13 protein-coding genes and 1 pseudogene are annotated in these 14,766 nt (G+C 32.6%); 5 read left to right on the top strand and 9 right to left on the bottom strand.

The features are described 5' to 3' along the window. Together BAQ48_RS01035 and BAQ48_RS01030 are read right to left on the bottom strand one after the other, a co-directional pair. On the bottom strand, positions 1-539 hold a 539-nt coding region (locus BAQ48_RS01035), incomplete at its 3' end, for a collagen-like repeat preface domain-containing protein (RefSeq protein ID WP_116758442.1). Between the two features lie 514 nt (positions 540-1,053). Beyond that, positions 1,054-1,668, bottom strand: coding sequence for a helix-turn-helix domain-containing protein (locus tag BAQ48_RS01030; RefSeq protein WP_116758440.1), 615 nt, complete (start codon positions 1,666-1,668; stop codon positions 1,054-1,056). Positions 1,669-1,726: 58 nt separating this feature from the next. Between BAQ48_RS01030 and BAQ48_RS01025 the strand changes: the two genes are divergently transcribed. Further along, a complete protein-coding gene (locus tag BAQ48_RS01025) occupies positions 1,727-2,311 on the top strand; it encodes a LysE family transporter (protein WP_071709660.1) in 585 nt (194 codons plus the stop codon). A 254-nt stretch (positions 2,312-2,565) separates the two neighbouring features. Here BAQ48_RS01025 and BAQ48_RS01020 read toward each other — a convergent pair whose 3' ends face one another. After that, complete coding sequence (locus BAQ48_RS01020; RefSeq protein WP_071709659.1) at positions 2,566-3,303, bottom strand: N-acetylmuramoyl-L-alanine amidase; 738 nt, start codon at positions 3,301-3,303, stop codon at positions 2,566-2,568. Between the two features lie 350 nt (positions 3,304-3,653). Here BAQ48_RS01020 and BAQ48_RS01015 point away from each other — a divergent pair, with 350 nt between their 5' ends. Then, complete coding sequence (locus BAQ48_RS01015; RefSeq protein ID WP_071709658.1) at positions 3,654-3,896, top strand: hypothetical protein; 243 nt, start codon at positions 3,654-3,656, stop codon at positions 3,894-3,896. A 691-nt stretch (positions 3,897-4,587) separates the two neighbouring features. On the opposite strand, the gene BAQ48_RS01010 is transcribed toward BAQ48_RS01015, so the two are convergent. The 4 genes from BAQ48_RS01010 to BAQ48_RS00995 form a co-directional block, all read right to left on the bottom strand. Continuing rightward, the gene (locus tag BAQ48_RS01010; protein WP_071709657.1) at positions 4,588-6,384 is read right to left on the bottom strand and encodes an ABC transporter ATP-binding protein; all 1,797 of its coding nucleotides are present in this window, start codon (positions 6,382-6,384) and stop codon (positions 4,588-4,590) included. Further along, on the bottom strand, positions 6,377-8,131 hold the full coding sequence (locus BAQ48_RS01005; RefSeq protein WP_071709656.1) for an ABC transporter ATP-binding protein: 1,755 nt from the start codon (positions 8,129-8,131) through the stop codon (positions 6,377-6,379). The genes BAQ48_RS01010 and BAQ48_RS01005 overlap by 8 nt, the downstream gene beginning before the upstream one ends. 342 nt (positions 8,132-8,473) lie before the next feature. Then, positions 8,474-9,358, bottom strand: a complete 885-nt coding sequence (locus tag BAQ48_RS01000; RefSeq protein WP_071709655.1) for a GNAT family N-acetyltransferase — start codon at positions 9,356-9,358, stop codon at positions 8,474-8,476. A gap of 257 nt (positions 9,359-9,615) precedes the next feature. Continuing rightward, complete coding sequence (locus tag BAQ48_RS00995) at positions 9,616-10,305, bottom strand: MOSC domain-containing protein (RefSeq protein ID WP_071709654.1); 690 nt, start codon at positions 10,303-10,305, stop codon at positions 9,616-9,618. A gap of 270 nt (positions 10,306-10,575) precedes the next feature. Here BAQ48_RS00995 and BAQ48_RS00990 point away from each other — a divergent pair, with 270 nt between their 5' ends. Together BAQ48_RS00990 and BAQ48_RS00985 are read left to right on the top strand one after the other, a co-directional pair. Then, positions 10,576-11,478 carry a LysR family transcriptional regulator gene (locus BAQ48_RS00990; RefSeq protein WP_071709653.1) on the top strand — a complete coding sequence of 301 codons (903 nt, stop codon included), beginning with the start codon at positions 10,576-10,578 and terminating at the stop codon, positions 11,476-11,478. A 23-nt stretch (positions 11,479-11,501) separates the two neighbouring features. Then, positions 11,502-11,933: pseudogene (locus BAQ48_RS00985) on the top strand (hypothetical protein). A gap of 78 nt (positions 11,934-12,011) precedes the next feature. Here BAQ48_RS00985 and BAQ48_RS00980 read toward each other — a convergent pair. Further along, positions 12,012-13,055 carry an aspartate-semialdehyde dehydrogenase gene (locus BAQ48_RS00980; RefSeq protein WP_071709652.1) on the bottom strand — a complete coding sequence of 348 codons (1,044 nt, stop codon included), beginning with the start codon at positions 13,053-13,055 and terminating at the stop codon, positions 12,012-12,014. Positions 13,056-13,160: 105 nt separating this feature from the next. Here BAQ48_RS00980 and BAQ48_RS00975 point away from each other — a divergent pair, with 105 nt between their 5' ends. Next, positions 13,161-14,051: a LysR family transcriptional regulator gene (locus tag BAQ48_RS00975; protein WP_002018415.1), complete on the top strand. Its 891-nt coding sequence runs from the start codon at positions 13,161-13,163 to the stop codon at positions 14,049-14,051. Between the two features lie 74 nt (positions 14,052-14,125). Here the strand turns inward: BAQ48_RS00975 and BAQ48_RS00970 are convergent, their stop codons facing one another. Beyond that, the gene (locus tag BAQ48_RS00970) at positions 14,126-14,731 is read right to left on the bottom strand and encodes a PRK06770 family protein (protein ID WP_071709651.1); all 606 of its coding nucleotides are present in this window, start codon (positions 14,729-14,731) and stop codon (positions 14,126-14,128) included. Positions 14,732-14,766 lie beyond the last annotated feature (35 nt).

Genomic DNA, 14,766 nt, shown 5'->3' with positions numbered 1-14,766 from the left:
CCTGTTGCTCCCGTTGCTCCTGTTGCTCCCGTTGCTCCCGTTGCTCCTGTTGCTCCTGTTGCTCCTGTTGCTCCTGTTGCTCCTGGCGGAATTGGAGTAAGACTAATTAGTAGCGTTAATAGATCAAATAAAAATCGGAAAGTTGATGGTGCAAAACAAGTCTTTATAGAGAAGAAGTAATCTGCAAGAGCGCTATAAAATTGTTGTAATAGTACAATCAATTGCGCCGTGTTTGGATTAATAGGTGTTAATACAGCTAAAATACCTTCAATTAATTCTTTCAAATAATCTACTTCTGTAGTAGGTAGTAGTGAATTTAGTAAAATTAATAATTGATTAAACAAACTGACTAGTGCCGCTTTATTTGCAGCATTTGGGGTCGTCAAAAATGCTGGTATAGCTGTGCTTAAAGCAACTAGTAAACTCTCTAATTCAATTAATTGTGAATTGCTAGGACAAACTGTCTTCGGTTCACAACAACCACCTGTAATAATAATTTGATCACAGTCTTTGTCATCAAAACAATCATTATGTTTCATATTTTCCTCCTTATTCAAATAATTTTCGAGTCCCTTGCTATTCTAAGAGCTATTGAATACATTGTTATATATTATTAACTTTGATTTATTATTTCCTCCTAGAAAGGAAAGTGCTACTAATAATTAAACACTAAAAATGCCGTTTTAATTATCTTCATGACTCTAATATAAATTATATGTCCCTATAATCTTATTGCTTAGATTAAATACCTAAACTAAATGACCTATTTTAATTTTCCACGTTTAACACCTTAAATTTATCTTCAAAATCCTTCAAGTTATAAATGTAATAGCTAATTTCTTCACTTCCCACTAAGTATTCCTCCCGCCATTGAATTTTTATAATTAGCTCGACTTTCATAAAAACAGGGAGAAACAATCAATATCTTTACTAACTACTTCTAAATGCCAATAATATCTATCATATGTGAAAGAAACACCTTTCCGTTCCTCATCTGATTATCTTTTAAAAATAAAAAAACTACCTTACTAGAGGCAGTTTTTCCATTAAAAATTAAGAATTAGGATAATAAATAATCATGCTCGATCTTGTTAAGCTCTCACCTGAATTGTAATAAATATGTGGTCGATCTGCTCGAAATCTAATGGAATCACCACTTCTCAAATTATATTTACATTCATTTACTTCAATAGTTAACTCGCCATCAAACACTATAATAAATTCTTCCGTTCCTTCTTTATGCGCTTCGGAGCTTAATTTTCCTTCTGTTTCAATTTCAACTGTATAAATTTCAAAATGTCTATCATCTTGGAAAGGAAAAGAGGTATAAACTTTATATTTTCCATTGTCTTCAGACAATACTTGAACATCATTTCGTAAAACTACTTTCGTATCCGGCTGTGGATTATTGATTAAGGAAGTAAAAGACACTTTCAATCCATTTGCAATTTTCCATATTGTTGTTAACGTAGGACTTGATTCTCCTCTTTCAATTTGTCCAATCATCGTTTTACTTACACCAGTTAATTGTGAAACCTTTTCTAAACTTAATTTTTCTTTCTCTCGAATTGTTTTTAAATTTTTCGCCAGAATAAGTTGAATTTCTTCCATAAAAAACACCTCTACACTATATACAATATAACGACCGTTATGTATAATAAAAAGCACACGTTATATTGTTCTTTTCGGTCATTATAACATACTATTTTATCGGGAGGGTTTTGAAATGCCTATATTTTCTTTTTTATTATTTGTTTTTATAAGTAGCTTCACACCCGGTCCTAACAATTTTTTAGCTATGACATATGCCAATCAACATGGGTTAAAGAGGAGCATACAATTTTGCATTGGCGTAGCTTTCGGTTTTTTCATCCTCACTTTCTTATGCAGTTTCTTTAATGTTGTACTCATTAATATACTACCCATAATCGAATTGCCTTTGAAAATTTTAGGTGTAGCGTACATGCTATATTTAGCTTTTAAAATACTTACTAGTAAAGGCAATACAGAGCCCACTGAAAAAAATAATACAAACTTATTTACAGTGGGGATTTCCCTTCAATTTGTTAACCCTAAAGGGATATTATTCGGACTGACTGTAGTATCGACTTTTATACTCCCTTATTACCAATCTTATTTAAGCTACGTTTTCTTTTCCTTATTTCTAGGTTTAGTCGGTTTAATGAGTACGTTTAGTTGGAGCCTATTCGGTTCAATGTTTCAAAAAATATTATTAAAACATAATCGATTATTTAACATCATTATGGCTATTTTATTAGTTTTCAGTGCATTTTCAATTGTAGTAAATTAAATTCAAATCCTATATTCCTTTTCTTATTAAAAATATTCTATTCCAATAAAGTTGAAATTCTCCATGTATCTTCCACTTACGGGCAGTCCACCACCTCACCTAACTTCTTTGCATTCGCGTAATTTTGAGATAGACATCTTACTGCCCAGCAAATAGCGGGATAAAATTAGAAAAAGAGGATTACTAAAAACAAGTAGTCCTCTTTTTCGAGCTATCGATATATAAATATACTGTTCCGCTAAACCAAAATTTTTTTATTTAACTTCATACCACCAACCTTTACGATCAAGGTAGTCCGTCATTCCATTAAGCTGGGCATCTGAAGTTGGTTCAGAAATAAAATACGTTAAACCATCAGATTGTAAGATGAAATTAGCTGTCATTTTTAAGGATGTTAATGCTCCCATAACATCAGGCGTTTCATATGGTGAAAAAGCTCCTGATTGGATGATATTTTGTTTTGATGGCGGAGTTGTCCCGCCTGATTGTCCCGTTAAAGCATAAACGATTGAATTAGAGATCTTATCCACATCCCATTTTGCCATATCTGATTCGTTATCGATAAATCCAAGTTCAATTAAAATTGCCGGTGCTTTTGTATTTGCTAACACATAAAGATCTTTTCGTTCCTTAGCACCACGATTTGACCAACCAATATCTTTTGAAAGTTGCGCCGCTACTTTTGCTGCTAACGCCTGCTGGTCATAGTAAAGCACTTCAACACCATTAGCATTCGTATCGTACGAGTTTAAGTGAAATGAAATGACTAAGTCTACATCGTGCGAATTCGTTTTTGCTACAATGTTACTTAAATTTTGTGCTTGTGTTGTTCCTACCTCATCAGTATCATCATAAACTGTATGTCCCAATGCTCTTAATTTATTTACAACCGCATCCTTAATTTGTCGATCCATAATGTGCTCTTTCCGATTCCCATAATTTGCACCCTGTACTATACTATTGTGGCCTCCATGTAAACTATATCTAGCCATTGTTCTACATCCCCTTTTTTATTACTATATTCAAAGCTCGTCTTATTGTCCGGCCAAATATTCAATATAGTTACAACAAACAATAAATAGGGCACTAATCTGTTTGATAACTTTTCAATTCTAAATTATCTATCCTCTCAAACAAAGAATCTCCAAAATAAAAACCACAACTGCCATCTTTAGTTGTGGTTTTTATTTTGAAAAAAGCCATAGTTTACTAACCCCTTTTGTACTTATTTGTCGATTTATCCTGCCACTTTTCACCTTTTCACAATCCTCATTCATAAATTCCTTTATTATAATACAAAAATAAGATATAATATAAGGTACTGCTCTTTAGGAGGATTATAATGGCTGATAAGTATAAATTTTTCATTCTCATTGTTATAACATTTTTTTCTTTCTTTTCTTTAATAAAAGATTTCCGTAACACTTCAATAAGTTTCTTTTGGGGAAGTTTTGTAATTCTGACCAGCTTCATATTACTATTAACACACGCTTTAGAGTTAACGCATATTCTTCTTTATTCAACCAAAATAGCTCTTGAAATTGTTACAATACCACGTAAATTATTACTTCCATTTATGACTTAATTTCTATTTCGTTTCTATTTACGTAACATGTATAGAAATGGATATCTATTTTCTAATTATCGTTGCAATTTTAAAAATGAAACGTTAATGAGTGAAAGTTTTATTCCTCCCCCACTCATTATTTCTCCTTAAATAATAGAATACATCCTTTTCAATTCATTTCTTCGCGTTCTGTAATAAAATATGCAATATTTCATATTTTATTATCTCAATATTACTTTATTGACTTTCATTTAATAAAAACCCATCCGCATCATGCGTTAAATCAACATTTACAATTTAATTCCATATTTTATTTTACTAATTTTATTTTTAAACATTATATTCAAATAATTATATTGGAATTTCCTGTTCTATACATCCACATATATTTTATGTATTATGTAACAGAAGGGTAATCAAAAGACTTACTCTTTGCTATTGAGGGAAGAGCCTGAGAGCCATATCAGGCTCTTCTTTGTCTATGTACCCTGTCAAATAATGATTTGATAACACAAACAAAATACTACTTCCTTAAATCCGACTCATTATTTACATCCAATTCTTTCGTTGTTAATTCCTCTTCGTAACTTAAAAACTTCCATTTTAATTCATTCATTTGAACTAAGTTGCTTTACATATAATGGATGTGCAAAAATATTAAAAATGCGATTTCTCCTTTCCAGAGAAACCGCACCATATGAGTTTTTTATTAAATTTTAAACTGACTTGTATATAAATCGAAATAAAACCCTCGATCCTCCATAAGAGATTCATGATCTCCTCGCTCTAAAATACTTCCATCTTTTATTACAAGGATTTGATCTGCCTTTTCAATTGTTTTGAGTCGATGAGCGATTACAAAACTTGTTCGACCACTCATTAAATTGTTTAACCCCGCTTGAATTTGTAATTCTGTTCTCGTATCAATATTTGAGGTCGCTTCATCAAGAATTAAAATATCTGCATCCGCTAAAATTGCACGTGCAATCGCAAGAAGTTGTTTTTGTCCTTGACTTAAATTCGATCCTTCTGAGGCAATTTCTGTTTCATATTGATTCGGTAAATGTTTAATAAACGAATGTGCTGATGCTGCTTTCGCTGCATTGATTACTTCTTCATCACTAGCATTTAATCGGCCATAACGGATATTATCCATAATCGATCCAGCAAATAAATACGTATCCTGTAAAACTACTCCTATTTTACTTCGTAAAGAATTAATGTCATAATCCTTTATATCTTTTCCATCAATTTGAATTTGACCTTGCTGTATATCATAAAAACGAGTTAACAAATTAATGATTGTTGTTTTTCCCGATCCAGTCGGACCAACTAAAGCAATTGTCTCTCCTGGTTGTGCTTTAAGGCTCACTTCTTTTAAAATCATTTTATTTTCCGCGTAGCCAAATGAAACATTCTCAAGTGCGACATGCCCCTGTAAATTTTGTACAACGCATGCATCTTTTTTATTTTGAATTTCTGGTACTTCATCCATAATTTCAAAAACACGTTCTCCACCGGCAACTGCCGCTTGAATTGTATTCATTAAAGTTGCAAATTGACTTAATGGTCTTGAGAATTGACGCGAATAATTAATAAAAGCCGCAATGACACCTACTGTTGTCATTCCGTTTAAAACCATAACTGACCCAGTTCCAATTACAAGCCCCATTCCTAAATTATTAATAAAGTTCATACTCGGAAAAATAAAGGCTGAAAAGGTATCCGCCTTCGTAGCTGAAATTCTTAGCTGTTCATTAATTTTATTGAAATTTTGTATGGTTTCTTTTTCTTTCCCATATAACGTTGTAACATCCGCACCAGTTATAGCTTCCTCAATAAACCCATTTAATTCCCCTAAATCTTTTTGACGCTTCGCAAAATTTTTACCACTATAGGCAACTAGTTTTTTTGTAACAATAAACATAATAGGTACTGTAATTAAAGTTACAATTGCTAAGATCCAATCTAATGCAAACATCGCAATCGTCACACCTATAAAAGTTAACGCTGATGAAATAATTTGCACAACGCTTTGTGTCAAAGCTTGATTCAAATTATCGATATCATTTGTCACACGGCTCATTAAATCGCCTTGAGAACGTACATCAAAGAACCGTAAAGAAAGCGTTTGGATTTTCTCAAAAATATCTTGGCGTATTTTTTGAATGGTTTTTAATGCAACGTTAATCATGACGTATGTCTGTAACCATGTTAAAAACACCGTTACACCGTAAATCGCTATAAGTAGCATACACATTCTTGCTGTACCACTTAAATCTTTCGGTACAATATATTGATCTATAATTACACCCATAAAATAAGGACCTAACAACCCAAGTAGCGTCGTAACAACTACTAGAAATATAACGAACATAAGCGCAGCCTTTTGATACCCCATATAGTTCCATACTCGCATTACAGTTCCTTTAGTATTTTTTGCTTTTCCCATCTTCGGTGCGTTACGTCCACCTTTATTTGCAAATTGTCCTTGAAAATTACGCATGTTCTTTCCCACCTTCTTTATCTAAGTTGCCACCTTGGGAAAGATAGATTTCCTGATATACATCACATTGTTCTAACAGTTGTTCATGGGTACCATCACCAACTAATTCACCATTATCTAGTACGAGAATTTTATCAGCATCTATTATAGATGAGATTTTAGAAGCAATTAATAATGTCGTAGTTCCTTTATATTCTGTTCTTAATGCTGATTGAATTTTGGATTCTGACTTAGCATCAACCGCTGATGTAGAATCATCTAATATAAGAATCGATGGTTTTCTTACAAGCGCTCTTGCAATAGATACGCGTTGTTTTTGTCCACCTGATAAATTTGTCGCACCTTGTGTTAAATTATATTGATAAGATTCTTCCAGCTTGTTGATAAACTCCGTCGCACAAGCTGAAGAAGCTGCTATTTCCAGTTCATCGCGCGTGGCATCTTCTTTACCATAACGTAAATTCCCTTCTATACTGCCTGAAAATAACAATGCCTTTTGTGGTACAAAACCTATTGATGCACGCAATTTTTGTAAATCATACGATTTAACATTTATTCCATCTATACATATTTCACCATGATCAACATCATAAAGACGTGGTAATAGTTTAGCTAAAGTAGATTTCCCACTACCTGTTGATCCAATAATCCCTACTTTTTCCCCTGTTCGTATACTAAATGAAATATCCTTTAAAACATATTCATTATTTTTCGTGTAACTATAACTAACATTTTTAAAGTCAACATTCCCCTCGATTTCCACAGGGACAAATGCTTTTGTATCACTCATAATATCAACTTCCGTATTTAAAACTTGCTGTACACGGTCTGCAGATGGAAAAGCTCGAGCAATTTGAATAAATACCATACTAATAGACATAAGTGACATTAAAATAATATTCAAGTAGTTAATAAATGCCAAAATCGCTCCCACTTGAAGAGTTCCATTAAATACTTTTTCTCCACCAATCCATAATGTCGCAACAATCCCACCACTTACAACTAGCATAATGATTGGCATCATTATGGAAATAAGCTGCACAGCTCGAATATTTATCTTCGTTAAATTTGTATTAACATTTCCAAACTGACCAATTTCATATTTTTGTCTTACATACGCTTTTATAACACGGACACCAGATAAGTTTTCTTGTAACTTTGTATTCACTTTATCTAATGCTTCTTGTACTTTTTTAAACGTTCCGCTTGCTTTACTTGCAATGAATATAATCGCCAGTAATAAAATCGGAACGACTACAAGTAATATAGGAAATAACTCTCGAGCTGTTACAAAAACGATAATTATACTTCCTATAAATAACAACGGGCCACGAACAAGAACACGTAATGTCATCGTCATCGCCGATTGAATTGAAGTAATATCATTTGTCACAATCGTTAATAATTTTCCTGTTCCAAATGAATCACGATTATTGCTAGAAAAAGTTTCTATTTTCGCAAAAACATCTTTTCGTATGTCTGTTGCAAAATTAACAGCTGCTTTTGTAGAATACATCATACACCCAAGTCCTCCAACTAAACCGAGCGCCGCTGCCCCTATCATAAGAAGCCCCATTTTTATTACATAATTTAAATCCCGATTTGCAATCCCAACATCAATAATATGTTGCATAATAGTCGGTTGAATTAAGTCCATCGCAACCTCAAGTACCATAAATAGCGGTCCAATAATAGCGAAGAACATGTATGGTTTTAAATACTGTAATAGCTTACGAAATGATTTCATACATAATCTCCTTTTCCTATGAAATTACCACTGAATAATCTTTATCCCTCCTTATTTAAGCAATATAGTTGTAATTTCTTCATTTCTTCATTACTTCTATTATATTATGTAAATTAATATTTAACATTATTAAATGATAAGTATTAATTTCTATCTGGTCAATAAATTTGCTTTTTATTACGGAAATATAAAAACCGCATTCTTCGTTATAAGAATGCGGTTTTTCATCTATATTTGTTAAATTTTAAAATTCAGTCTCGAATTCATTATTACTAGATGGACTACATGTGTAAAAATCTATTTTAATAGGCTTATCATCTACTTCCTCCAGCAAGATACTTTTTAGAACTCCGTTAATACTGGGAATTTATAACCTTTAAAATCTAACTCTTTACTACTTCGAACCATTAAATACTTACTAAACTGTACTTCTGTAAATTGTACATCCTCAATTCCTAGTTGATCTGGAGAAAAATAAAATTCAATTTCTGTAAATTCCTCATTAATTCCTTCACATAATTCATCTAAAACTGGAAGTACAGGTGCGAACACTCCAAATAATTTCAACTTTTGATCTTTTACTTCATATACAATTAAAGCATCTAGTTTTTCTGAATAATACAGTTTTTCATTCCAGTTTGAGTTATTCATATTCAAATAAAACGAAGACTGGAAGTTTAATGTTGAAAATATGTTTGAAAGCCTTTGACTACTATCAACAGTCTCATGTATTAACTGTCTATCCTCTTCAGTATGATAGTCTAACTTTCTAAGTAAAGAATCCTTATTATTACTTTTATCGTATGGTATAGTCATCAGATGTTCCTGCACAACTTTAAACCCAAATGATTTATATAATTCTGGGGTTTCAGTAAACAATAACGCACAATTACATTGCTTATCGATTTCTTCTATCATCCTACTCATTAATTGCGTCATTAATCCTTGTCTACGAAAATTAGGATGCGTCATTACTGATTGGATGCCCGCTGCATTTATTCTTTCACCATTTATTAGCAATGGTAGTGAAAATGCCGCAACATTTGCAATTACCTTATCTTCTTGTAAAAAGGACAAAGCTTTATATGTATCATCCCAATATCCTTTCTCCGAAAAATCATTCAATGTTTGACTTGTAATACCAAACACTTCTTCAAATAAAGGAAATAACTGCTCTCTTTCCGGTTCTTCTATTAGAAGATTTGCAATCTTTTCAACATTCCCCATGTTGTACCTCCATACGTCAATTCCATTAATTTAGATATACTTGTATGACCTACTCATAAAACAATAGACCTTACAAATCAATATAGTATCATAAAATATAAAAAAATAGTCTAATAAATTTTATGTTTCGATTATTCGAAAATAAGTCGAATAATCCAATATTAAAATTTTTGAATATTAATAAGTTAATTACATAAAAATAGTGCTTTCTAGTTAACTTTTACTAATAGAAATGCACTACTTATAATAAAATTTATTTATTCTTTTTTCCCTTCAATTCTCTCTTTCGTACTAATTTCTTCTCCCCTCATTCGTTTTTCAAATGTTTTTCGCCAACTAGTAGAAAGTGCTTTTACTTCCAAAATCCTATTTAAGCCTTCAACATTTTGTTTCTCCTTATGCATAATGCGATTAGCAAACGCTACTGTAACACCTTTCGGGTCAGAATCTAGCCATTTTAACGTATCGACATGTGATACCCATCCTTCTTTTAATACTCGAAAATAAAAACCTGTATATCCTGTTTCTTGAAAATATAATGGCAATTTTGGAACATTGTATTTCTTCGCTAATTTAAAACAAGGTTGTCTTGGCTGCGTTACTTGTACAATTGCTTCTCCAAGTTTAAAAGTATCACCAATACAAACATCTTCTTCCCGCAAACCACTCACCGTTATATTTTCTCCGAAGGCCCCATATACAAGATCTTGATTCAATTCTTTTTCCCAATATCCATAATGATCTCCCGAATAAACACAAACCGCTTTATCTACTCCGCCATGATGAACCAAATCCGCCTGACCATCTCCTTTAAATTTTAGAAACGATAAATATATAGGTTCCTTTGTTTCCACTTTATTAATACCTGTTTGAATTAACTTTCCTCCATACATAACTTCCTTGGGCAACCCTATATTTAATGATAGTACCTCATACACTTTATTCATCGTAATCGCTCCTCTTACTTATCGTACAATTTTCAAAAGGTTAATCTATTCTTTCAAACTCTTTGCCTATTTTTAAATTTTAAATGACAAGAGGTGGGAAAAAAGTAATACTTAATCAAATATCTCTGCTACGATACTTATACTTATCTAGCCTTACTTCCAACACTCTTCAATTTATTTCTAATAAGGTGATTATAAACTCTACAAAACCATTGTTCAATTCGATTATTTATATAATAATGATAGGTATAACCTATCATTAAACTTGAGGTGATTCCAATCGAATTACGACAACTAAATTACTTTTTAGCTGTTTCAAAAGAGTTGCATTTTACAAAAGCAGCTGAGAAATTAAACATTTCACAACCTTCACTCAGTCAACAAATACGTGCATTAGAACACGAATTGGGTATGCCACTTTTTGATAGAATTGGCAAAAAAATATCTTTAACTGAAGCAGGTAAAATTTTGTTATTACATACTAAAACGATTTTTCGTGAAATTGAACAAGCTCGTTCTGCTATTCAAGATTTAAATGGATTACAACATGGCTCCTTAACAATCGGCTCTTTATTAACTGTCGTAAATTATTTACTGCCACCAGCCATATTAAATTTTAACAAACTATACCCAAATATCGAGCTTTCTGTGTTAGGGCTTCGTACTGGAGATATTCGAGAAAAATTGTTACAAAACGAATTAGATATTGGTATTACATTTTTACCAGTGCAAAATAAAGAAATTGTTTCTATCCCACTATATAAAAGTGAACTTACATTAGTTGTCCCAACCGGTCATACATTAACTGAACGTAGCCATATATCTATTGTAGAATTACAGGACTATCCTTTAATTCTGTTACCCAAAAATTTCTTTTTAACTGAACTCATTACATCTCATTGTCAACAGTTTGACTTTACACCAAAACCAATTCTAGAAATTAGTACAATGGAATCTTTAATTCAAATGGTCTCAAAAGGTATGGGAATTACAGTGTTACCAAAACCATATATAGACTTTTTGCAAAAAACAAACATTCAAGCTCTTAAAATAAAAGATCCTACTCCAACGATAGATATCGGACTTATTTACAGGAAAGATAAATATATGTGTGCTGCAACTCGAGCATTTATTGAGCAACTAAAAATAACCGTGCATTCTTTACAACACTAAATGAACAAAAGGAGAACATATTTATGAGTAATAGCAAACCAATTGATAAACTAACGATTGAGGACCTGAAACAAAACCCGATATGGGAATGGGCACTAGATGAAGAAGAAAACGAAGAGCGTGATGAAACATGGGTGAAACCAACGACAACTACTAATTTTACTGAAGAGTTAAACGGTTCTATAATACTAGGCGAATTACGCTAAAACCATGGCGAGAAATTCCCTATGATGTGTGAAATTAGTATTGAAAATGATGAAGCGTTAATTAGTTTTGTTGTTTATTATAACGAAACAGAAGATGAGTATATTGCTATAGAAGATATAGTGAGAAAGGTCGAAATGCCATTATCAATTACTATTGATCTTACAATTAATGAAGAGCCCAAATCTTTAAGTTTTACTGCGGATAAAGTGGATATTTATAAAAATTCCATAAAAATTAATTTAAATTAAAGTTAATCAAAATAAAGAAAACCTTTATTAAATAAAAACCGGGAAATCATTAATAATGTCCCGGTTTATTAATCTTCCCTAAATTATCCCTACTTCCACCAACGCTTCTGCGATTTGAACCGAATTCCAAGCTGCCCCTTTTAATAAATTATCTGAAACAATCCAAAGATGGAATCCGTTTGGCGTATCAAGATCTTTACGTATTCTCCCGACAAATGTCTCTATTTTCCCTTCTGCATATAATGGCATTGGATACAACTGTTCACTAGGGTTATCTTGTAAAATAACACCTGGTGCATTTCGCAATACTTCTTTAATTTCCGCTACAGTTGCTTCTTTTTCAAGTTCAATATAAACCGATTCTGAATGTCCTGATACAACTGGAACCCGGACACAAGTAGCTGCCATTTTTAGGTTGGAGTCTTCTAAAATTTTCTTCGTCTCTTGAATCATCTTTACTTCTTCAAAGGTGAAATCATTATCTGTGAATATATCTACTTGAGGCAGTACATTAAACGCAATTGGGTAATGTTTTTTATCTTTTTTCGCTGGTAATATGGTACTCTTCATCTCCTCACCTGCAAGCATAGACTTAGCCTGTTCTTTTAATTCATGAATCGCATGAATGCCAGAACCTGATACAGCTTGGTATGTGGAAACGATAATTCGTTCCAATCCGAATACTTTTCGAATTGGTTGGAGCGCTGTTACCATCTGTAATGCTGAACAATTTGGCACCGCTATAATACCTTTATGCTCCTTTAAAGTGTGCGCATTTACTTCTGGAACAACGAGTGGTACATCGTGAGCCATTCGGTACTCACTCGTGTTATCAATTACGATTGCACCACTAGAGACTGCGTGATTAACAAATTGTCTAGATACCTCTCCCCCAGCACTAAAAAAAGCAATATCTACACCTATAAAGCTATCTGTTTTTGCTTCTTTTATGACTATCTCCCGCCCTTTAAATTGTATCTCCTTACCAGCAGAGCGTTTTGACGAAAGCAACGTAACTTCACCTATATTAAACTTTCTTTCTTTTTCTAACAGCTCAATGATTTTCTGTCCTACTGCTCCTGTAGCCCCAACTACAGCTATATGATAGCCCTTTTCACTCATTTTTTCTCCTCCAATATCAAATGAATAAATATTTCTATAACTTCATTTTATAAAGAATTTAATCATTTGGAAAATTGAAATACATGATATAATCATTCACAAATCATGATAATAAAAGAGGGATCATTTATGGAAATGAGACACGTTAAAACATTTTGTGCCATTGTGAAGTATGGTAGTTTTTCTAAAGCTGCTCATGTATTAGGTTATGCGCAATCTACTGTTACAGCGCATATGAAAGCATTAGAAAACGATTTACACATTCCTCTTTTCGATCGGTTAGGGAAAAAAGTACTTCTTACAAAAGCAGGTCATCAATTTCATCCTTATGCATTAGAACTACTTGCAATTTATGAAAAAGCACAAGAAATCCCTCAAAATGGTGATCATTTGGAAGGTACATTAAGTATTACTTCTAATGAATCATTGGCGGTGTACCGATTACCACAATTATTACGTACTTACAAACAGAAAAATCCGAAAGTAAATATCGTTCTGGAAACAAACACAAATGAACAAGCATTACAAAAATTACATGAAGGAGAAACAGATGTTATCTTTATCATTGGAGAAAGTATAGAACATAATGATTTTATTACACGCACTTTTTGTAAAGAAACATTTGGTTGGATTTTGCCTATCCATTCTCCCATACACGCTGATCCATTTCGTTTATTACAGGATACTCAGTTTATTTTTACTGAGCAAAACTGCGGCTATAGGCCGATGGTCGATTGTTTTTTACGTCAAAGCGGAAATATTCCAGAGAAAACATTTGAAACTTCCAATGTTGAGGTAATTAAACAAGCTGTAATGTGCGAGTTAGGAATTTCAATTCTTCCTCACATCGTTGTACAAGAGAATTGCCAAAAGGAACAAATACAATTTCAACCTATTGAAACTCCAGCTATTATTCAAAGTCATGTAATCTACCATAAATCTAGATGGATATCCCCCGTGGTACAGTCATTTCTTACGTTACTAGAGCACAACTAATTGATTTAAAAAAAATTGCACAAAAAAAGAGTAACTGCCTAATAAGCAATTACTCTCTTTCATTGATAAAGACTTTATTTATTAGGCTGTCCCCCACCTGCAATTAATTTACTACCTGAATATGTACCTTTTTGTATAAACACTTGATTAATTAATTCTTTTTGCTCCTTTTCTGACATTACTCCTTTTCCTTCGCCTAAATTCCCACTTTGTAATTTCCAAATCTTATTGTGATCCGCATCAACCTTTTCGTATTTCCCTTGTTTCCATCGTTCTAAAATATCCACATATGTACTTTTCTGTGTTAGATCATTACTGTTTACGATATCTAGTAAACTCTCAATACGTTCTTGTGTAATAAAAATATAGCCCCACTTTTGATCTGCTTTCGTTTTTTGATGCGCCATTTCATGTAGCGCTGTCTGTATGTTCTCATCTGTCCATTTAAAGTTTTTATTAAAACCACTATTTGGTAAGGAATGATTGCCATTTTCTAAAACCTTTGCATCTTCTGCCTTTACGTTACTATCAGCTAGTACTTCTACTGCTGGAGCCGCTGGTGTTGTCTTCTTCGCAACTGGCTTACTATTATTCAAATAATATAGCATACCATATGTTAAACCTACTCCAATTACCGCCATACCAGCTATAATACCTATTATTTTAAATAATGTTTTCATCTTACTTGCTTCCTCCCGCATATCCCATTCATAAT

The sequence above is a fragment of the Bacillus luti genome (assembly GCF_001884105.1).
Classification (GTDB): Bacteria; Bacillota; Bacilli; order Bacillales; family Bacillaceae_G; genus Bacillus_A; species Bacillus_A luti.
Note: the sequence above shows the minus strand (reverse complement) of the source record. Positions and strands in the feature narration are given on the sequence as shown.